The organism is Photobacterium sp. DNB23_23_1, from assembly GCF_052873815.1.
Genome location: NZ_JBNNXT010000001.1, coordinates 109982 through 131387, shown reverse-complemented (window position 1 = coordinate 131387; position 21406 = coordinate 109982). Strand labels below are relative to the sequence as shown.

Annotated in this window: 18 protein-coding genes; 12 read left to right on the top strand and 6 right to left on the bottom strand. The window is 46.4% G+C overall.

What is annotated here, in order from left to right; all coding sequences use genetic code 11:
- Nucleotides 1-9 precede the first annotated feature (9 nt).
- On the top strand, nt 10-699 hold the full coding sequence (locus ACVA53_RS00510) for an endonuclease (protein WP_446504246.1): 690 nt from the start codon (nt 10-12) through the stop codon (nt 697-699).
- Between the two features lie 158 nt (nt 700-857).
- The gene (locus ACVA53_RS00505) at nt 858-1436 is read left to right on the top strand and encodes an outer membrane beta-barrel protein (protein WP_446504245.1); all 579 of its coding nucleotides are present in this window, start codon (nt 858-860) and stop codon (nt 1434-1436) included.
- 176 nt (nt 1437-1612) lie between these two features.
- Here the strand turns inward: ACVA53_RS00505 and ACVA53_RS00500 are convergent, their stop codons facing one another.
- From ACVA53_RS00500 to ACVA53_RS00490, 3 genes are read right to left on the bottom strand one after another with little or no spacing between them, the layout of a single operon-like run.
- Nucleotides 1613-3256 (bottom strand): polysaccharide lyase 6 family protein, encoded by a 1644-nt coding sequence (locus ACVA53_RS00500; protein WP_446504244.1) that lies wholly within the window; start codon nt 3254-3256, stop codon nt 1613-1615.
- 56 nt (nt 3257-3312) lie between these two features.
- Complete coding sequence (locus tag ACVA53_RS00495) at nt 3313-4569, bottom strand: alginate lyase family protein (RefSeq protein WP_446504243.1); 1257 nt, start codon at nt 4567-4569, stop codon at nt 3313-3315.
- A gap of 9 nt (nt 4570-4578) precedes the next feature.
- Nucleotides 4579-6360, bottom strand: a complete 1782-nt coding sequence (locus ACVA53_RS00490; protein ID WP_446504242.1) for a sodium:solute symporter family protein — start codon at nt 6358-6360, stop codon at nt 4579-4581.
- A 439-nt stretch (nt 6361-6799) separates the two neighbouring features.
- Between ACVA53_RS00490 and ACVA53_RS00485 the strand changes: the two genes are divergently transcribed.
- The 6 genes from ACVA53_RS00485 to ACVA53_RS00460 all read left to right on the top strand — a co-directional run bounded on the left by ACVA53_RS00485 (nt 6800) and on the right by ACVA53_RS00460 (nt 11081).
- Nucleotides 6800-7480 (top strand): oligogalacturonate-specific porin KdgM family protein, encoded by a 681-nt coding sequence (locus ACVA53_RS00485; RefSeq protein ID WP_446504241.1) that lies wholly within the window; start codon nt 6800-6802, stop codon nt 7478-7480.
- A gap of 185 nt (nt 7481-7665) precedes the next feature.
- Nucleotides 7666-8382 (top strand): FadR/GntR family transcriptional regulator, encoded by a 717-nt coding sequence (locus ACVA53_RS00480; RefSeq protein ID WP_255044469.1) that lies wholly within the window; start codon nt 7666-7668, stop codon nt 8380-8382.
- Between the two features lie 326 nt (nt 8383-8708).
- Nucleotides 8709-9116 (top strand): GNAT family N-acetyltransferase, encoded by a 408-nt coding sequence (locus tag ACVA53_RS00475; protein ID WP_446504240.1) that lies wholly within the window; start codon nt 8709-8711, stop codon nt 9114-9116.
- A 267-nt stretch (nt 9117-9383) separates the two neighbouring features.
- Entirely contained in the window at nt 9384-9791 is a 408-nt protein-coding gene (locus ACVA53_RS00470; RefSeq protein WP_446504239.1) for a DUF1330 domain-containing protein, read from the top strand.
- A 15-nt stretch (nt 9792-9806) separates the two neighbouring features.
- Nucleotides 9807-10418, top strand: a complete 612-nt coding sequence (locus ACVA53_RS00465) for a LysE family translocator (protein ID WP_446504238.1) — start codon at nt 9807-9809, stop codon at nt 10416-10418.
- Nucleotides 10419-10442: 24 nt separating this feature from the next.
- Nucleotides 10443-11081, top strand: coding sequence for a glutathione S-transferase family protein (locus ACVA53_RS00460; protein WP_446504237.1), 639 nt, complete (start codon nt 10443-10445; stop codon nt 11079-11081).
- A gap of 521 nt (nt 11082-11602) precedes the next feature.
- Here ACVA53_RS00460 and ACVA53_RS00455 read toward each other — a convergent pair.
- On the bottom strand, nt 11603-13753 hold the full coding sequence (locus tag ACVA53_RS00455) for a heparinase II/III domain-containing protein (protein ID WP_446504236.1): 2151 nt from the start codon (nt 13751-13753) through the stop codon (nt 11603-11605).
- On the bottom strand, nt 13753-15894 hold the full coding sequence (locus ACVA53_RS00450; RefSeq protein ID WP_446504235.1) for a heparinase II/III domain-containing protein: 2142 nt from the start codon (nt 15892-15894) through the stop codon (nt 13753-13755). Before ACVA53_RS00450 ends, ACVA53_RS00455 begins: the two co-directional genes overlap by 1 nt.
- 309 nt (nt 15895-16203) lie before the next feature.
- On the opposite strand from ACVA53_RS00450, the gene ACVA53_RS00445 reads away from it, so the two are divergent.
- From ACVA53_RS00445 to ACVA53_RS00430, 4 genes are all read left to right on the top strand, one after another.
- Entirely contained in the window at nt 16204-17970 is a 1767-nt protein-coding gene (locus ACVA53_RS00445; protein ID WP_446504234.1) for a sodium:solute symporter family transporter, read from the top strand.
- 84 nt (nt 17971-18054) lie between these two features.
- A complete protein-coding gene (locus ACVA53_RS00440) occupies nt 18055-18384 on the top strand; it encodes a cupin domain-containing protein (RefSeq protein ID WP_446504233.1) in 330 nt (109 codons plus the stop codon).
- Nucleotides 18385-18442: 58 nt separating this feature from the next.
- The gene (locus ACVA53_RS00435; protein ID WP_446504232.1) at nt 18443-19369 is read left to right on the top strand and encodes a sugar kinase; all 927 of its coding nucleotides are present in this window, start codon (nt 18443-18445) and stop codon (nt 19367-19369) included.
- A 29-nt stretch (nt 19370-19398) separates the two neighbouring features.
- Nucleotides 19399-20022, top strand: coding sequence for a bifunctional 4-hydroxy-2-oxoglutarate aldolase/2-dehydro-3-deoxy-phosphogluconate aldolase (locus ACVA53_RS00430; RefSeq protein WP_255044482.1), 624 nt, complete (start codon nt 19399-19401; stop codon nt 20020-20022).
- Nucleotides 20023-20637: 615 nt separating this feature from the next.
- Here the strand turns inward: ACVA53_RS00430 and ACVA53_RS00425 are convergent.
- A complete protein-coding gene (locus ACVA53_RS00425) occupies nt 20638-21387 on the bottom strand; it encodes a 3'-5' exonuclease (protein WP_446504231.1) in 750 nt (249 codons plus the stop codon).
- Between the last annotated feature and the right edge of the window lie 19 nt (nt 21388-21406).

The following is a 21406-nucleotide window of genomic DNA, read 5'->3' as shown; positions in this document are numbered from 1 at the left end:
AAACCGGTAATGAGTCGCCTTTCAGCACACAGTCCAAACCAGCGAACCTTAATCAGATCTGTTTTTGCAGTTCTAGAAAGTCATTATGGCTACTTCGACTGGTGGCCAGATACCCCGCCCTACCAAACCATGTTAGGCACCATCCTCGTCCAGAACACCAACTGGAGAAACGCCGATAAGGCTCTGAATAATCTGGGTAAGTCTGCTAATAATCCGCATCTTATCGAGCTTTTACCACTTGACGAACTGGCGCAAAAAATCAGGCCTAGCGGGTATTTCAATCAAAAGGCTATCAAACTCAAAGCTCTAACCGAATGGTTCAAAGTCTACCAGTACGACATCAAACAAGTTAGAGAAATAGAGCTTTCAACTCTCAGAAAGGAGCTATTAGCGATAAAGGGCGTAGGGGGAGAAACCGCTGATGCCATCTTAGTTTATGCCATCGGCAAACCGTCTTTTGTTATCGACGCCTATGCCAGGCGGATATTCGAACGTAATGGGCTAGAAGTACCCAAAAACTATGAAACGTTCAGGCTGCTGGTTGAGCAAGCCATTCCAGCTGATACCAAGCGCTATGCATTTTACCACGGACTTATGGTTGAGCACGGTCAGCAGTTCTGCAACAAATCCCCCAAATGCGCCTTATGCCCACTGGTATCCTCATGCCCCACAGGAAAACAAAACATCCAATCGTCATAAAGAAACACTTGCTTACATCTAGCACGAAATAGCAACTAAATGCTGCGAAAAAACGACCTTTTTGTCAGCTTTCTGTGATTTCAGCTTCCTCACTGATTACAAACGGCGTCTTCACCTCCATAATCCTCCCGCTTCCCACTTTGACAGTAAGACAGACAATGAAAAAGTTACTCGCAACCGCCGCCCTAACCATGCTGACCACAGCTCCAATGTTCGCCAGCGCTAATCAGCATCACACCCACCACCATTATCATCATGGCGGTCCTAACGCTTATCAGGGGCCGCGTGTTGGCTTGGGGATCTCTTATCTGTCTGATCAATACATAGATACTGATACCGGCTTCAAGTTGGAAGGGGGTTTCGATTTCAACCGCATTGTGGGCTTTAACCTTTCTTATGAAGAATCAGGTTATGACTACTACCGAGGCTCTGTGGATTACAGCACTGTTAAGCTTGGGACGGACTTAGGCTATGCATTCCCTCTTAGCCCAAGCGTATCATTAAAGCCCTACGTATCATTGGGCTTTCATCGCACAACTGAAGATGACAATTGGTGTTCGAGCAAATATTGTTATTCGACCAATTACTCTGATACCAACACCTATTACGGTATTGGTATGCGCCTGACGGCAGACATGTTCTACATTAATGTGTCTAACGAAGTGATGAAGCTTGATGTGGGTCCTTACCGTTACGAGCCAAACCAAATCGCTGTTACTGTCGGCCTAAAGTTATAATCACAAACAGGCCGCCAATTCTTTATAGAACAGCGATTTTAACCAGCAAGGCTGATCAAATATTTATGTAGGTTGGTATAATTGGTGCCGACAGAAAAAAGCCCGTACACAACCTTGGAATATGTACGGGCCGGACTGCGCCATTAACAATGACGTTAAACTAGCAAGCTAGAAGTCTAACTCTTTGGAGCAACCTGCAAACGGTAGCTTGGACCGATTTCGTCAGCCGTCAGTACATGAAGTTTTGACACGTCTGCACCACCTTCAGCGAACTGGTAGAAGTCGCCGACCTTGATGTAGTTTGGCTTCTGCTGAGAAACGCCTTTTGGAACACCATCAATACCATGTACCTGACCAAAGTAGATCTCATCGCGGTATGTCGGACTTGTTAACGGGGTCGCAGGGTCGGCACGCAGAGCCTGCAAGCCTTCCCCTTCGTTGTACACCACGTTGCTGCTGAACGAGATGTGATCGCCGGTGAAGATAGCCTCTACCTCGCTGTTATCGAACAGGCTGACACGGTGACCCTGATTGCCATGAACCATCCCGAACTCGACATCAACCATGGTGTTGTTTTCCACCGTCACGTTCTTCGGCGTCCACTGCTTATTCAGCTCTTTGCCTTTTACAGACTCATCAAGCTTTTCATTGTTCTTTACATCGATAATACCAGTGTTGATCACCACGCCACCACGCACATCGGCATTACCGGCAATCTGACCACCGGATCCGCGCAAGCCCACAAGGTAGTTATTGCGCACCACATGATCTTCATCGTAGATACGGATACCACCGGTGTCCTGTTTGTTGTTACCGATGATCACGTTGTTCTCAACCACGTTGGCCTTACCATGACGCAGTGAAATCATCGCGGCACTTTCAAAAATAGTGTTACCGGCAATGCGGTTCTCACTCGATTTAATCGAGATCAGCTCACGCTCACCATCCGAGTCCACCAGCAAGTTATTCACAAACTGGGTGCGCGATGGCCACTGACTGCTCTTCGAGTCGCCAATACGGATCGCTTCCCAGCTATTGCCGTTATAGCGGATCGCTTCTTTGATATCTAATTCGTTATAGCGGTTTTTCTTCTGAGAGTAGAAAATATTGCCTTCGATAAGATGGTTATCCGCCTTATCGTCAATGTTCTTCTGGATACCAATCAAGGTACCGCGTTTGTGCTTGCCTTCGAAGCGGTTATTGATGACCTTGCCATCTTTGCCCCAAAGTGACACCCATAGGTAACGTGGGTACTCACTACGCCTTTCGTCCGGCTCGTACGCGTAGTCATCGTTGAAGTAGTAGAACGTTGAGTTCTGCAGTGTATTACGCATACCTTCAAGACGTACGCCACCAAAACGCTCTGCCGGGCCACCCTCAGTAAACACAAGGCTATCTAGGGTAATATCGTCACCCTTGACCACTAGTTGAACCAAGCCAGTCAACAATACTGTCCCCGGCTGCTCAGCCTTCACCGTAATGCCGTCAGCGGTTAGCTCGACCACGCCCAAGTCGGCATAGCGACCCGGAGCAATCGTGATCTCCTCACCCGGCTTAGCATTTTCAAGCTGTTGCTTCAACGCCTCAACCGCTGGCTTGCTCACAACGTCAACTTTTGCGATATCAACCACTTCACGATTTGCGGCTTCAACCAACTGCTCGGCAGTTAAGGATGTCAGTGACACTTCAGCAACAGAGGGCTCAACCGTCATTTCAGGTAATTGTACCGGTACTGGTGCATTTGCATCCTGGGTCGAAGCTTGGACGTTAAAAGACAGCGCAGCTAGCAATGCCAGCGCGATAGGCGTGTATTTTTTCATTCTATGTTCCTTATACCGGGCGACAGGATTGCCGCCCGGGAATTACAGGGAGAGGTTTACAGTTTTGGATATAGCAGGTAAGCGTCTCGCTCTGCCCACACTTGGGACAGGTTATTTAGCTCGGCATTTTCAAAGCCAATCTTGTCGATAACCTGATCGTAGTAGTCAGTACCCCAAGCTAAGTCAGCCTTACGATATACCGTCAGCATACGGTAAGTCTGGAAACGGCCCTTCTTCACATCGTTGTCAGCGTGCGGCCAATCTTCGATACGCTGGTATTGCGCGACATAGTCGATAGCCGATTTCATGCTGCGACCACGATAATCATGGTTCCAGATATCGACACCTAGCTTGTCACCAAGTTGCGCCAAATATGCCATCGCATCCAGGTTGAAGTAGCTGTAGTGATAACCTCGGGTACGCGCCAGCTCTTCTGGCTGGGTACCCTTGCTATCAAGCTGCTCACGGATCCGCCACTTAGTTTGCGCGACGGTCATCTTGGCGATGTCTTCGCGACCAAGGTAGTAAGCGATACCAGCGATCTGCGCCTGCATCCAAGTACCGTGGTTGTTCGGTGAAAACTGCTCTGCCGTTCCTTGCTCGGAAGTGATCAACCAGTCAAGGAAATCGTTGAGCCAAGCCCTCATTGCCGTATCGTCTTGCTCGGTCCAGTGCTCAGACAGTTCAATCAACGCCAAGGCATCAACCAGACGGTCAGAAAAGCTGCGCGAATCAATCATGCCGCTGCGGCGCTGGTCATCAACGCCCGGAACCGCTTGCGCATAACGCACGTTCGGATTCATGCGTGTCTCTGGGTTGATAAACCAATGACGTAACATGTCCGCGGCCTGCTCGGCGTACTTTTCCTCACCCGAGAAGTAGTACGCCACACCCAATGCTCTTACCGAGCGAGTGAACAAGCCAATGCGAACTGAATCGGTCGCATCCGTTTTCGAGTCCGGATTGGTGTTGCCATCATCACGAACCCAAGGCAAACCATCTTCAGTCTTCTCGTTCGGCCACCAGTAAGGGCTGATAGAGAAATAATCATGCTTATCACCGCTTGGCGGCATCAGAGTCTTGTCGGTTACCGACAAGAGCCCAACTTTCATTGCCGCTTCCGCTTCATCCAGCAGGCGCTGGTAACTAGCCTGCGCCTCCTCGGTAGCCGTATCATTGTGGATACGTGCCTTGCTTTCGGCAATCAAATCAGCATCGAAGAAAACGGTGTTAGGCGTTCCGTCAGCAGCAAATACAGGGGCGGCAAACAAAGCACCAGCAATCGCTATAGATGTGAATGTACGTTTCAACATACCCACCCCTTAGTCCTGCTCAGCCGCGAGCTCTGCGCCATTTTCGACTTTCTCATCGACGGCTTTAACCAGTAGCAAACCAACAGCCAGAACAATTGCACCACACAGAACAAAGATCATTCGGCCCCAGAGTGGGTTCGGTAGGACAAACATAACCATCACACCCACACCCGCTGTCGCGATCAGTGAGCCCAGCATGCGGCGCTGTTTGTTATCCAGCTTCTTCTGTTCAGTTGATTCAGCAACCAATGGTGTTGCTAGGTTATTGAAGAAACGATCAACGTCTTTCTGGCGCTCTTCCGTAAGCGGCTTGTAGAACACAGTCGACAGGATGAAGAAACCAGCAGTGAAGATCAGGTGACCAATCAGGCCGATAGCCACTTTCAGGTCAGCCCATTCACGGCCAGTAAGCGGCTCAAGGTTGAACCAGCTCTGAATCATGTCTGCGGTAATAACAAAACCAACGAAGTATGAAACGATACCACCGACAACCAGCGTACCCCAACCAGCCCAGTCTGGCGTCTTCTTGATGAAGAAACCACAGAATGCAGGAATCGTCATTGGGAAGCCGATAAGCGCACCCACATACATCATGGTGTCAAACAGGCTTAGGCCTTTCAGTGAGTTGATAAATAGGGCAACCAGGATGATTGCGATACCGAAGAAAGTAGATGTCAGTTTAGAAACAACTACCAGCTCTTTTTCAGACGCATTTGGACGTAAGATTGGCTCGTAGAAGTTTTTAACAAAAATACCTGAGTTACGGTTAAGGCCTGAGTCCATAGAAGACATAGTTGCGGCAAACATCGCAGAGATAAGCAGACCAACCATACCAGCAGGCATATACTGCTCAACAAAGTATAGGTAGGCAAAATCACCCGCTTTAGAACCCGCATCTGGGTATTGAGCAGCCAGATCAACACCTTGTCCAGCGATGAACCAAGAAGGCATGAACCAGATTAGTGGACCCATTGTCATCAGGATACAAGCTAGCAGTGCTGCTTTTTTCGCATTCTTAGAATCTTTGGCCGCTAGGTAACGGTATGAGTTCAGCATGTTGTTGGTGATACTGAACTGCTTGAAGAAAAGGAAGAACGCCCAGATACCAAAGATGCTTAGGTAGTTGAGGTTGTTACCAGAAACAAAAGAAGCACCTTCTTCCAGTGGGAAGTTGTTAACGATCTCGCCAACGCCACCACCCTGGATAATTGCAACAATCGCACAGGTAACGGTTACAGCCATGATGATAACCATCTGCATGAAGTCAGAGGCAATAACTGCCCATGAACCACCCGTTACAGACATGATGAGTACAACCAGACCCGTTAGAACGATTGTCATGGTCATATCGAAACCAAAAATACCAGAAGCAATAATCGCCAGGCCGTTCAACCATATACCCGCGGTAATAACGCTGTTTGGCATACCTGACCAAGTAAAGACCTGCTCATTGTTCTTGCCAAAACGTAGACGGATAGCCTCAATAACTGTCACAACTCGCATTTGGCGGAACTTAGGTGCGAAGTAAAGATAGTTCATCAAGTAACCGAAAGCGTTAGCTAGGAAGATAATCGCAACAGCGAAACCATCATCGTACGCTTTACCCGCCGCACCAGTAAATGTCCAAGCACTGAACTGGGTCATAAATGCAGATGCACCTACCATCCACCAAAGCATGCTACCTCCCCCACGGAAGTAGTCACTGGTGGTATTTGTAAATGTGCGGAACATCCAACCAATTGCAATTAGAAACAAAAAGTAGATGCCGACGATCATAATATTAAGATCCATCGAAGGGAGTCCTTTTGAGTAGTAATTTGCTTATACTATAAAAACCCCAGCCACTTTCTTGTACTACAATATTCATTAATCGAGATAACGATCACGATAAATTTAAGCTAATAATAACACAAATCAATTTAACTCATTTAAATCAATAGCTTAAAACAATTAAGTGCAGCTAGCATCATACTGAAACAAATTGATTGAAATCAAAATGTCATACTTTTTTGATCTGTTTCACGTTTACAGCCTTAAGGAAAATATTCAAAAAAGCCAAATAAATGTAATTAAACTACTGAATTAAATCATATTGAACAATAAACCGTGATCGAGATCACCATAGATCATGATCACAATTACTAATAACCCCTGATTGACGGCAAGGAACAAAACAATACTATTGTATTACTTTATTAAGAACGCCCTACAATTCAGGAAAAAAAACACTATGTTCAAACATTCTCCCCTGATGCTACTTATTGGTTCAGCTCTTATTGCAGGCCAGGTCAGCGCCGCTTCAATCGATTTCCGTCACGAATACAAAGGAAAATCAGAGCAGCATGCTAGCCGCGTTAAAATCAACGAAAGCATTGGTGATCTTTATTTCAGCGGTGAACTGAAGTTCAAGGGTGCCAATGGCAAGTTTATGGAAGACTTGAAAAATAACGGCTGGGAATTTGATTGGGGATACCGCTTCCGTAATGGTAACTGGACACTTCAGCCAGGCATGCCAATTGAGGGCCGTGAAAGCGGTATGACCTATAAGCCGCAGGTTCGTCTAACTTATGCGTTTGAACAAATAGAAGGCCTGACACTGAGCGGTCGTTACCGCCATGATTTCAAAACCTACAGCAATGGTGACAGCACAGAAAAGCGCCACCGTGTAACGGGTAACGTTGGCTACAGCATTAATGACTGGCAGTTTGGTCTTGAAATGAACTACTACAAAGCTGAAGGCTATGAGCTGTACGACGGCAAAGACACCAACTACGAAAACAACATCAGCATCCGCTACCGTCCAGGCGCTTGGAGCCCATATGTTGAATTCGGTGATGTTAACTACACCCGTGATAATGGCAAAGACGACCGCGAACTACGTAGCCGTGTAGGTATTACTTACAGCTTCTAATAATTTAGGCATGCAATATTAGCCATTAGCTAATATTGCCCCCTAACGGCAAGTTCATTATGATAAAAAGCCGACGAAAGTCGGCTTTTTTGCATGACAATTTCGAAACTGCTCAAGTAAAAACGCAAAATCCAGTATACTGTAGTCATATAGTCATACATATAGTTATCGAACCAAGGATTAACATGTCTTCTAGTTTTACCGTGATAGCGGGATCCAAACGCAGCCTGCACGTTCAGGTAGCCCGCGAAATCGCCCGTCGCATTCTCTCTGGCCAGCTAGCGCAAGGCCAAGTGATCCCTGGAGAAATGACGCTTTGTGAACAATTCGGCATCAGCCGTACCGCTTTGCGTGAAGCCGTTAAACTTCTAACATCAAAAGGTCTACTTGAATCTAAACCGAAGATCGGTACCAAAGTCGTTGATCGCCTTAACTGGAATTTCCTAGACCCACAACTACTTGAGTGGATGGAAGGTTTGGAAAATGCCGAAGTCTTCTACCACCAGTTCCTCGGTTTACGTAAAGCTATCGAGCCAGAAGCATGCGCGCTAGCTGCCCGTAATGCCACTGCAGAGCAACGTATCGAACTATCTGAAACCTTCCAACAGATGTGTGATATTGCTGCTGACTTTGACCAAGCTCGCTGGGCTGAAGTCGATATGAATTTCCACCGCTTGATCTTCTTCTCAACAGGCAACGACTTCTACCTGCCTTTCGGTAATGTCATGGCGACCATTTTCATGAGCTTCATTCACCACTCATCCAAAGATGGTGGCGTGTGCATTAATGAGCACCGTTCAATTTACGATGCGATTATGGCCGGTAACGCCGATAAGGCACGTTCTGCTTCTCAGTTCCTGCTTAAGGAAGAGAAACACCGTTTGCCAAGCGAAGTCGCGTAATTAGCCACCTACCGCTAACTGTATATACCCAAGAGGCACCCTAAGTCGCTTGGCTATATACGGTTATGCTTATCACCTCCTCCAACTCAGCATATCTATTATATCAACCTACATAAATATTTGATCAGTCTTGCAGGTTAAAATCGCTGTTCTCTGCGTTAGATATTTTGTAATTAGAGCCACTAGTTACTGCAATCTCTGCCTTGATAACAACGATTTTTCCAGTGCGAATACTTGATCAACTACTTATCCAGATTGGTATTACTCCACAAACTTGTCATATCTATCTGTTAAGCTTGAATTGAATCATTGAGTTTGGAGTTAGTATGATCCGACACGCCACTATGGAAGATGGCCCAGCAATTTGCGTATTGCTCAAACAACTCGGCTATCAAGCCAGTCCAGCCACTATTGATGCCATGCTAGATAAAACTGACCAAGTCAGTTTTGTATTCGATGGTGGGGAAGCCTTATACGGGGTGATGACCCTGATCACTTTCCCATATTTTCCCACTGGCGAACGTATTTGCCGAATCACAGCCTTAGTGGCTGATAAAGATAAGCGAGGCAAAGGGATCGGTTCAACGCTGATTGAAGCGGCTAAAAACCATGCGAGAGAGCATGCTTGCCAACTGCTTGAGGTGACGACATCTTTAAGCCGATATCAGGCCCAAGAGTTCTATGCTAAACAAGGTTTCGAGAAGCGCTCTCTACGTTACACCCTTGAGCTCTGAGCCTTGGTCGCCTGAGTTAAGTGCTCTGTCAGTTAATACAGCAATAAGTTGTACATAGAGCTATATATAAATGACTGTAATAAGAGTCGATGTTTATCCAACATTGTTAATTTACGCATGACAATACTAACTATAAGGCTTAATTGTATATTGGCCGCAAAATAAACCAACATTTTGATATTCACCTTTACCTATTAGTCACTTCTCTTCATATTAGGCAATAATACAAACCAAAAAGAGAGTTATCTGCAACTTGTTGGAGTGAATATGGAAGTTATAAATCAGCTAACCCCATCAGATAAGCAAATAGAAAGACTCGGCAACGAGCCTGATTCCGGAGAAATCCACTTGCTGAATCTCTTTAAATTTCGTGAAAAAGCGGTATATCCCGACGGTCGAAAAACAACATTAACAGGTAAAGAAGCATATGAGCTTTGTGGCAATTCTATGCTTGGTGTACTTGATAAACATGGTGCTGAAGTGGTGTTTTTCTCTGAAATAACCGGGCTAATTATCGGTGAGGTTGATGAGCTATGGGATGCATTCGTTATTGTAAAATATCCATCAAGAAAAGCCCTATTAGAAATGACATCATCTGAAGAATTCCTTGCATTAAAAGCCCACCGGGAAGCCGGACTAGAAGGGCTGTTAAATATAGAAACCAGCATACCCTAGGAGCATAATTAGGTAATGAATTACTTATACTCATTAATATTATTTGCTGTTGTATCATCAGCAACCCCAGGTCCCAATAACATCCTGGTTATGACTTCTGGATTAAACTTTGGGATAAAAAAAAGCTTACCTGTGTTATGTGGTATATGCCTCGGTTTTGCTTTTATGTTGCTGATCGTTGGATTTGGTTTCGGGCAGGTCTTTGACCTCTTTCCCCATTTACACACCATTATCAAAATATCTGGTGTGCTGTATTTACTGTATTTAGCATGGTTAATTTCAAGTTCAAGTGACGGATTGGGAACCAAGGAGCAACCAGAACCGTTATCGTTCTTCAACGGAGCTTTATTTCAATGGGTCAACCCCAAAGCATGGGTCGTGGCAACTGGTGCTATAGCCGCTTTCACGACCTCCAACAGTGAGTTTGCCGCTCAGGCCCTCATTATCGCGGGTACATTTTTAATCGTTTCTTTTCCTTGTGTGGGGATCTGGCTATATTTTGGCACATGGCTGAAGCGATATTTAAACCATGAACACCATCGCAAATGGTTCAATTTCTTAATGTCTGGTTTATTGGTATTCTCTGTATTACCCGTTATAGGAGAACTTATTAAACCATTCACCTAAGGCCCGTTAATTAAGGAGAACCTCGTGTACCAATTGTATTACTACCCCAACAATGCAAGTCTCGCCCCTCACTTTCTGCTATACCATATGAAGCTCGACTACGAACTACTGTTAGTCGACAAGCAGTCTAATTCACAAAAGTCGCCAGACTATTTAAAACTCAACCCTGCAGGCCGGATCCCCACCTTGGTCAATAATGGCATAGCACTTTTTGAAAGCCCGGCCATCTGTATCCACTTATGTGAGCAACATCCAGAATATGGCTTAATACCGGCACTAGGCAATAAAGCACGCCCTTTATTTTTCCAGTGGCTAACCTACCTAAACAACACCCTACAGGCCGAGCTGATGGTTCGCTACTACCCTCACCGCCACACCAATGACGAAAAGACCATTCCCAATGTTATTGCGGCGCAAGATGATCGCATTGCCGATGCTTTGGCAGTGATAGATAAACAATTGGCAGGCAAAACATACCTGTTAGGTGAAAAACTCACTGCCTGTGATTTCTTCTTGTTTATGCTGGCCGAGTGGTCTTTACCTATCAAGAAGTCACCGCTGCACTTTTCCCATTTAGCAGGCTACCTAAAGCGGATGTCACAACACCCAACAGTAACTGCGGTGTGTAAAATAGAAGAAATAGATCTATCTCCGTTTCAATAACATCACTTTTGATTAATACAGTGGCTTAACTGCGGTTACCATCGGGATCAGAAAATAACAACAAGAATGCTCTTGAGAAGAATGATTTGAAAGGGATAACAAGCAAACAGCCTCGAACTGCAGGCAAAAAAATAGCGCTCCGTCCTAGAGCGCTGTTTAACAAGGCAAAGCTTAAGTTAGGAAGTAGTTGTTATAATAAGTCAGTCTCAGGGTAGCCATTTGAGGAACGGCTATCTCGATTGATGAGCTCATTATAAGATCACGCCTCTTGTAATACAATATACCCAAAGCGATAAAGCGTTATAATTTGCATTTATTAACAAAACCATTATTAAATCGTGACCTAGATCTTGTTTTTATGATATTGAATTTCACCACAGCACCCATTAATAATACAAAAGCACTAGCGCATTTCCGCCTCCTAGCTTCAACCAATCAGGGCGGCTCTGGCGACACTCAGGTCATAGACGCAAAAAAGCCGGGCAAGCCCGGCTTTTCATTATTCACTTAATGAGTGTTTGTTATAGCTGAGCGTATGGACCTTCCCAGCTGAAGCTCTCGCCAGCAAAGCTCACTTCATGCTTGCCGTCTTGCAGACCACCAGTTTGGTTAGATACTGCATAGGTCAGCACCTGGCCGTCAATAAGATGCAGACGAACAACAGATGCAACATCATCCATACCCACCACTTCAACGCGCTCTACTTTACCGCGGGCATCAACCGATGCTTCTACCGCTTCGTTGAAGTAACCGTGCGTTTCCAGCACGTTGGCAAACAGGTGAGATTTCGCTTTCTGGCGCAGTACAAACATTGGCTCAGAGCGTAGGTTGAAATCAGGATCGTTGGCGCCCAAGCGACCGAAGATCACTTCACCCTTGTTGCCCGCAGAGCTCACCATGCTGTAGTAGCTGTTGTCATGCAACCAGCTAACTAGCGTGCTGCCTGACACTTCGCCTTGAGCAACCTGCCAGATATGCTGGTAGCCATCGCTTTCACCCATTGGCTTCAAGCTAGCATTTGCCTGGTAGTCGAAATCAGTACGAATGATCTGACCTGTGTGGTGTACAGGGAAGTCATACTCGTGCTCGTCTTCAGAGATCAAACGGTATAGGTCGATGATCAATGGGTTTTCGATACCGTCAACTTTCGCCAGTAGCACGCTACGCTGCATATCAACACCTGCGTAGTATTCGCGTACGATGCCGCTCATGCCCTGGAAGTCTTCGTTTTCAGTTTTGAAGAAGTGCAGTTCACCGTTACGAGATTCAGCCATTGCCGTGTTGAATTCGTTCTGGGTCTTGCGATCAACAACTACTGTGTTGTGCGCGATAGTTTGCTTACAGTAGCTCTTGTTTTCTGGAATGTAGCGACCACCGAACTTAGGCTCAACGTTTACCCAACGGCCGAAACCGTAGTCATGCAGGGTTTCGTGGCCTTTGTTAAATACGCTTAGGTGAAGGCCGTCGTAGTGACCGTGATCCAGTGCAGAGTGGTACTGGTGATCAGAACCGTGCTGACCGAACCATAGCAATGCCATGGTATCTTGATCTTTGCTGTCACGGTGACGCATGATGGTCAGGCCACCCTTGTCGCCATTAGGGCCATCAGTGACAAACAGGCTACCCCAGTTAAATGCAGGGATATTTTCTTCTTTCGCTACCGCGTCAGACAGTTTCTTACCGGAGATATGTACCCACACATCCTTCTGGTGAGCAGCCATCGCCAATAGGTTGGCGTCTTCTTCGTAACGACCGTAACACGCACTTGTCGTGATCAGAACACCTTCATCATTGATGTCGATGGTCTTAGACGAGTCGTTCAAAGCCGGTAGCGTACCGTCTGGGAAGGCCGTTGACATTACCGCATAGCTGGTTGTTTTAATCACACCATCTTTATGGGCGAAAATACCCACTTCTGGCTGACGACGCTCAATTGCTTCGGCAAACAGTTGGATTGGACGCAATGAGAAACGGTGGTAGTAAGGGCCTTCCATGTAGTAGCCGTCTGGCGAGAACAGTTGAGAAAGCTGAGCCAGGAAGCCACCGCTAACGCTATCGCCTTTTAGACCGTAAAGCGCCTTATCAACGATTTCCTGGTTCTGAATTGCGTAACCACAGATACCCACACCAGCAACAGCCCATAGACCGTGGTTGTGAATGATATCGAAGTCGTGCGCGTAAGTGTCAACAAACATATCAGCCATGATCTGGAACAAATCGTTTTCGATCAAGCTGCGCTCGTCGTCAGACAGCGTATGGTGAATACAGCTGTACGCACAAGACGCGTAAAGCATCCACATGTTCTCGTTCAGTGTCTGGTGGAAAATACGACCAGGGTGGTTACTGTCTAGGCTGACGTTCAGTTCCAGCTTAGGGTAAACCTCTGCATACGCTACCAGTAGGTTGCGAATGTAGTCACGGTAAGCTTCATTTTCGGTGATCAGATACAAACGGCCAGCAATATCCATATGGATGTAGTTTTGCTTGTGGCGGTTGTGCTCATAACCACCACCCTCGCCATGGCCAGGTACTTCAATACCAACCGTCGCGATGTAGTCTTCCAGTTTTTCAATGTCACGGGCCAGTGCGTTGCCCATTAGGGTATCTTTACCCAGATCTTCGCGAAGGATCGCGGCTTCGTCAAAGCTAATCAATAGTGGTTGGTACGTCATTATTTCGTCTCCTGCTCAACAGCAAGGAATCCTTTCCAGCTATAAGTCTTGTCGTTAATGATAATTCGATGTTCGGTCGTGTCAGTTACATTTGGCTGGTTGCTTACCATTACAGTGAAGCGGATACCTTCCCCTTCAATAGCAACCACCGAGCCTGTCTCGTTGTGAACCAGAACGTCAATCTGATGGATCTTACCACGGGCATCAACAGAGGCTTCCACCGCTTCATTGAAGTAACCATGGGTCTCCAATGCCGAGGCGAACAGCAAATCTTTGCCTGTAGTTCGCAAAATAAAACTGGTTTCGTGGCGCAGGTTAAACTGCGGATCATTGGCACCAGTCTGGGTGAAGATCACCTCATTGTCGGCGCTTGAACTGGTGCCAAGCCAGGTATAATAACTGCTACCCTGCAACCAACTGACCAAGGTACTCTTACCCGCTTCGCTGCGGGCAAGGTTCCATAGATGTTGGTAACCATAATTATCACCCAATGGGTGTAATTCAGAGTTTGTCTTGTATTCAAAGTCAGTACGGATGATCTGGCCTTGATATTGGTGCGAGTAGTCGTACTGGTGCGGCTTGTCGCTGGTCAGGCGGTACAGATCAATCAGCAGTGGATTTTCCAATTGGTCTGATTTAAGCAACATCACAGTACGCTGCATCCCCACACCGGGATAATGTTCGTCAGCAAAGGCACTCATCGCCTGAAGCTCAGTACCTTCGCCCATAAAGAAATGTGGTTTACCGTGGGTGCGGTCAGCACGCTCGACATCAAACTGGTTCTGACAGCCTTCATCCACCGTCACACCATTATGGTTAATCGTCTGACGGGCGTAGCTCTTGTTCTCATCAAGGTAGCGGCCACCAAACTTAGGTTCGATATTCACCCAGCGGGCGAAACCGTATTCACGCAGAACTTCTTGACCACGGCTATAAAATGCAACACCCAAGGTATCAAAATGACCATGCCCCATACCGTGCTGGCCGTAGTTCATCGAAAGTTGGCAAATGTCTTTGTCATTGCCTTGCATACGAAGGAAACCTTGCGCACCGCATGTGCCGTCAGGGCCTTCATTCAATTCAACACTAGGCCAAAGAGGCGGCTCAATATTCTCTTCGGCGTCGCACGCTTGTGACAATGCTTGCCCGCAAGGGTGCATCCACACCAGATCCTGAATTTGTGCCATCCCAAGCAGGTTCTTATCAAAGCCATAACGCTTGAAGACCATGCTCACCGCGACCACGACACCCATATCGGTGATCCCCATAGATTTGGATGCATCATTCAAGGCCGGGAACACACCATTCGGATAAGCCGTCGCCAGCAATGCTTGGGTCGTTTGCTTAATCACCTGCCCTTTGTAGTTGTAAATATCCAACTCAGGCATATGGCGGTGCAGAACCTCAGCAAAAACCGCCAATGGGCGAATAGCGAAGCGATGATAATAAGGCCCTTCAATATAATAGCCCGAAGGCGAGAATAACTCCGAGAGTTGAGCCAAAAAGCCGCCGGTCTTGCCGTCACCGGCTAACCCATAAACAGCCATATCGAGGTATTTACGCTCGCCGATAGCAAGACCGCAGATCCCCGCAGCGGCTACAGCCCAAATACCATGGTTATGAATACGATCAAAATCGAAGTCGTATTTCTCTGTGGCAACGTGCAGCATCGGTTTAAACAAATTTTCAACGATGTGGTCACGTTGCGAATCACTAAGCCATGTACTAATGCAGGAATAGCCTAAACTTGCATACATAAGCCACATGTGCTCGTTGAGCATTTGATGAAACAACCGACCAGGAGGGTTAGTGTTGCGTTGAACATGAAAGTCGAGCTGTAAGTATTTATCTGCATATTGGGTCAACAATTGCCCTGCATACTCGGCATAACGCTCATTTTTAGTGATCAGGAACAAACGGCCAGCGAGGTTAATGTAATGGTAGTTTTGCCTATGCTTATTATGTTCATAGCCACCGGCTTCACTTTGTCCGGGAACATCCATTGGCAATGCCATATATTGCTCAAGCTCAGTCTGCAGCTTCGCAATCGTTTTTCCCATTAACGACGAACTACCGATTTCTTCATGTAAATCAGCAACTTCATCGTGAGTAAATAATACTGGCTGGAGAGTAGTGTTCATGTTGACCTCTAGATTAGAGCGTATACGCACCTCTTTGATAGACATAAAATAATACAAATAGGTTTTTGTTTCACTACTGTTTTGAAAAAACTCGACAGCAGTCACATTTCAGCACTCGTATTGACCTGCGTCAAAATTGAGACCTAAGCAATTGTTTATTAAAAATATAATCGCACTTTAACCCATTCTAAAAAATGAGGCGCAGAAAAATAAATTTGATGGAGGTCACGAAAACAGTCAACTTGTATTACAATATAACTTTTCAATTATTACACTACTGCCAATTCGATAAACTTAAGGCTGAAAAAGATGACCATTGATACTTTCGTAGTTCTGGCCTATTTCCTATTTCTAATCGCTATCGGGTGGATGTTTAGAAAATTCACCACCTCTACCAGTGATTACTTCAGGGGGGGAGGCAAGATGTTATGGTGGATGGTAGGTGCTACCGCCTTCATGACACAGTTTTCAGCATGGACGTTCACTGGTGCAGCAGGGAAAGCATTTACAGATGGTTTCGCCGTAGTTATTTTGTTTTTAGCAAATGCCTTCGGTTATTTCCTTAACTATCTGTATTTCGCACCAAAATTCCGCCAGCTACGAGTGGTAACAGCAGTTGATGCCATCCGTATGCGTTTCGGTAAAACTACAGAGCAGTACTTCACTTGGGCCAGCATGCCAGATAGCCTTATCTCGGCAGGTGTATGGTTGAACGGTCTGGCAATCTTTGTTGCCGCTGTATTTGACATCCCAATGGAGGCAACAATTGTCTTTACGGGTATCGTTCTGATGGCAATGGCTGTAACGGGTGGTTCTTGGGCGGTTATTGCCTCTGACTTCATGCAGATGCTTGTTATCATGGCGGTAACTATCACGTGTGCAATCGCTGCATACTTCCACGGTGGCGGTATTGGTAACATCGTTGATAACTTCCAGGGTAACTTCCTGGTAGGTAACAACTTGAACTACATCAGCATCTTCATCCTTTGGGTTGTGTTCATCTTCATCAAACAGTTCGGTGTGATGAACAACAGTATCAACGCATACCGCTACCTTGCTGCGAAAGACAGTGAGAACGCGCGTAAAGCGGCAGGCCTTGCTTGTATCCTAATGGTTGTTGGTCCTGTCATCTGGTTCCTACCACCATGGTACGTAAGCGCATTCATGCCTGATTTTGCAGCGCAGTACGCATCAATGGGCGACAAAGCCGGTGATGCTGCTTACCTAGCCTTCGTGCAGAATGTAATGCCTGCCGGTATGGTTGGCCTACTAATGTCTGCAATGTTCGCTGCGACCATGTCTTCTATGGACTCGGGTCTGAACCGTAACGCGGGTATCTTTGTTTGTAACTTCTATCAGCCAATTTTCCGCCCACATGCGAACCAGAAAGAGCTGATCATTGTTTCTAAACTAACCACTATCATGATGGGCTTCATCATCATCTCGATTGGTTTGTTCATTAACTCACTGCGTCACCTAAGCCTGTTTGACATCGTACTGAACATCGGTGCATTGATTGGCTTCCCTATGCTTATCCCAGTCCTTCTAGGTATGTGGATTCGCAAGACCCCAGACTGGGCAGGTTGGTCAACGCTAATCGTTGGTGGTGTTGTTTCTTTCATCTTCGGTATTGCACTAAAGGCCCATCACATCGAGAGCCTATTCGGTCTTGAGCAGCCACTAACTGGCCGTGAGTGGAGTGACCTTGTGGTTGGACTAAGCCTAGCAGCACACGTTGTGTTCACTGGTGGTTGGTTCATCATGACTAAGTTCTTCTACAAAGGCTTGACTGTAGAGCGTGAGAAAGAAGTAGAGAAACTATTTGAAAACTGGAATACCCCACTTGTTTCTGGTGGTGACGAGCAGCAATCGCTAGATACAGCACAGCGTTCAATGCTTGGTAACCTGATCAGTGTTGCAGGCTTCGGTATTCTAGCAATGGCCTTGATTCCAAATGATCCATCAGGCCGTGGACTGTTTATTTTGTGTGGCTCTATCGTACTAACGGTCGGTATCTTGCTGGTGAGTGCTTCTAGAAAAAAGCCTGAAGCCGCAGCCGAAACGAGTGCGGCTTAAACAATAACATCAGCAAAGGTTGAGCCTTTGTACCCTACTTTCATTTGTAAAATTTAAATACATTATTTTCGGGAGAATCACACAATGTTTTTCGATATCAATAACACTCCGTGGGAAGATCTAGGCGATGGCATCCAACGTAAAATCGTTGGCCACACTGAAGATCTAATGGCTGTACACCTAATCTTCGCCAAAGGCGCAATCGGCCACCCACACGCCCACGATATCCATGATCAGATTGGCTACGTGGTAGAAGGTAGCTTCGAAGCAGAAGTTGACGGCGAGAAGCGCGTGCTGAAAAAAGGCGACGCATACATCGCTAAGAAGCTAGCGGTTCACGGTGCGGTAGCACTAGAGGAAGGCAGCATCCTTCTAGATATGTTCTCACCTGTTCGTCAGGACTTTTTGAAGTAATTACCCTTATGGGAAGGTCACCACAGTGCCCTTCCCATCACCTTTTTCCGGAGTATGTATGGCTACAATGAACATTGCCATTCTTGGCGAGTGCATGATCGAACTGCAACAAGCCAATGACCAACTAACCCGTAACTTTGGTGGTGATACCCTTAACACAGCGGTATACCTATCTCGTCTGACCAAAGACCATGATATCAACACCACTTACGTAACAGCCCTAGGTAACGACAGTTTCAGTGATGAAATGTTGGCAGCTTGGAACAAGGAAGGGATCAATACTGACTTGGTGCTACGCCTAGAAGGTAAACTTCCTGGCCTTTACTACATCGAAACCGACAGCACTGGCGAGCGCAGCTTCCACTACTGGCGTAACGATGCAGCAGCAAAATACCTGCTTGAACAAGAGCAAAGTGCAGATCTGCTGAACAACCTAATGGCTTTTGATGCTATTTACCTTAGTGGTATCAGTCTAGCTATCCTAACGGCCGAAAGCCGTGAACAGCTATTTACTTTCCTTGAAGATTTCAAAGGCAAAGGTGGCAAGGTATTGTTCGACAACAATTACCGTCCTAAGCTATGGGCCTGTGTGAAAGAAGCACAAGAAGCCTACCTTCGCATGCTATCCCTTACTGACATCGCACTACTGACGTTTGATGACGAGCAGCTGTTGTTCGGCGATGAGACACTCGAAGAGTGTATCGAACGTACCCAAGGTGCCGGTGTAACAGAGCTGACTATTAAGCGTGGTAAAGACGCTTGCTTGGTTGTGACCAGCGAAGAGAACGTATATGTTCCAGCGCTAGTGGCTGAAAACGTTGTCGACACGACTGCGGCAGGTGACTCGTTCAGCGGTGGCTACCTAGCCAAGCGCTTCACTGGCGGTTCAGCGACTCAAGCAGCTCATGCAGGTCATCAGGTTGCCTCGACGGTTATCCAATACCGCGGTGCTGTTATCCCTGCCGACGCAATGCCAACGATTTAACACACGATACTAAGTGAGAGTAAAGAATTATGAGTAACCTAAACGACAAACTAGCTGCGTTGAAAGTAATCCCTGTTATTGCTATCAAAAACGCTGAAGATGCAATCCCACTAGGTAAAGCCCTAGTTGACAACGGCATGCCTTGTGCTGAAATCACTTTCCGCACAGAAGCCGCTGTTCAGGCTATCCGCAACATGCGTAAAGAATTCCCTGAAATGCTGATCGGCGCAGGTACTGTTCTAACTAAAGAACAAGTTGACGAAGCTATCGATGCTGGCGTTGATTTCATCGTAAGCCCTGGTTTCAACCCAACAACTGTTAAGTACTGTCAGGAAAAAGGCGTTGCTATCGTTCCTGGCGTTAACAACCCAAGCCTAGTTGAGCAAGCAATGGAAATGGGTCTACGTACCCTGAAGTTCTTCCCTGCTGAGCCTTCTGGCGGTGTTTCAATGCTTAAAGCACTTACTGCGGTTTACCCAGTTAAGTTCATGCCAACTGGCGGTGTTAGCCTTAGCAACATCGACGACTACCTAGCTGTACCGTCTGTACTGGCTTGTGGCGGTACGTGGATGGTTCCTGGTGACCTTATCGACAACAAACAGTGGGATGAGCTAGGTCTGCTAGTGAAAGACGCTGTTGCCAAAGTACAGTAATTGCTCCACCCCCGATGAATTTTCTGATTTTAGTCGATCATTTTGATTTTTATTAGTTATTTGCCAAAGTAACTACATTAACGGATCCATTTGCCCTAGCGATATGCTGGGGCTTTTTTTTATCTAAAAATAGGCAAACAACTGACAACCCGCTGTGATACCAATCTGGATAAGTGGTTGATCAAATATTTATGTAAGTTGGTATAAGATGGATTATCTCGAACTGTTCTTTAACTATGAATTTTAACTAACAGGCGGGCGGGGGTATTGATAAACTTCAGGCGGTGGTCTGTTCATCTTTTCGGTGGTGCGGTAAAGCTCCATGTATTGACGGTTCATGGGCGGCTCGGCATAACTGCGTGTAAACATACTACTTTCACAACCCATTAGGGCCAACAAACCGCATCCCCCCAGGAGTGCTTGCAAATATAACCTCGTGCGACCCCACGGCTTTGCACTTACGGTTGCCAGACGTTTCATCAGATGCTCTCACTCAGCAGATCACATCTTAACTATAAGTCAGATTCTCACTTTCTGGAGAGCAATAGAAAACAAGCTATATTGAAAACCGCTTCAATGTAAAGGATGAGGGGCGGCTCAGGCCCCTAGAAAAACTTAGCGGTGGTTAGTCGTCAATTCATAGTGGTGCATGTCATACACCTCTTCCAACCGCGGTTTCGACGGGCCGAAACACTTTGTCATCAGTGCCAACAGCAACTCACCGGTGGCAACCGCATCAATCAAGGCACCGTGGCTAGGGTACTCCGGTAGGCCATAGCGCAGGCGGATAGAAGACAACCGGTAGTCCCCTTCTTCACGCATGTGCCGGTTGGTCACCAACATTTTCTCAATCAGCAAAGTATCAAGCCATAATATTGGTGGCATAGCCATATCAAAACGATTTTGCAGATAATGTTCGATAAAAGACTTTTCAACCGTCAGCCCATGGACCAACACAATCTTGCCTGCCATTTTGGCAAACAACGTTTCCATCGCCTCATCCAATGCCAGACCGGTTGTCAGCATTTCTGGGGTAATCTGATTGATAATCGCCGATTGGGCATTGATGCCACTGCTGTCTTTAATATAAGTTTCTTCACAACTGCTAAGGTTAAGCATCCCTTTCTGCATCTCGACATAGCCAATGCTCAAGATCTGATCTTTGTCAGGGTTAAGCCCTGTCGTTTCAAAATCGAGGCAAAGAATATCGAGATCCAGCATAGAGGTATCTGGCGTGGGCAAACTCCCCTCAAGCAGTTGGATAACCGGCCCATCCGACGCTTGGGAAGCATAAGCATCTCGCCATTTCGTTTGGGCTCTGGCTAAACGGTTTAGTGGTTTAAAATACGACAACATACGTTTCATTATTCTGGATTTCCCCTAC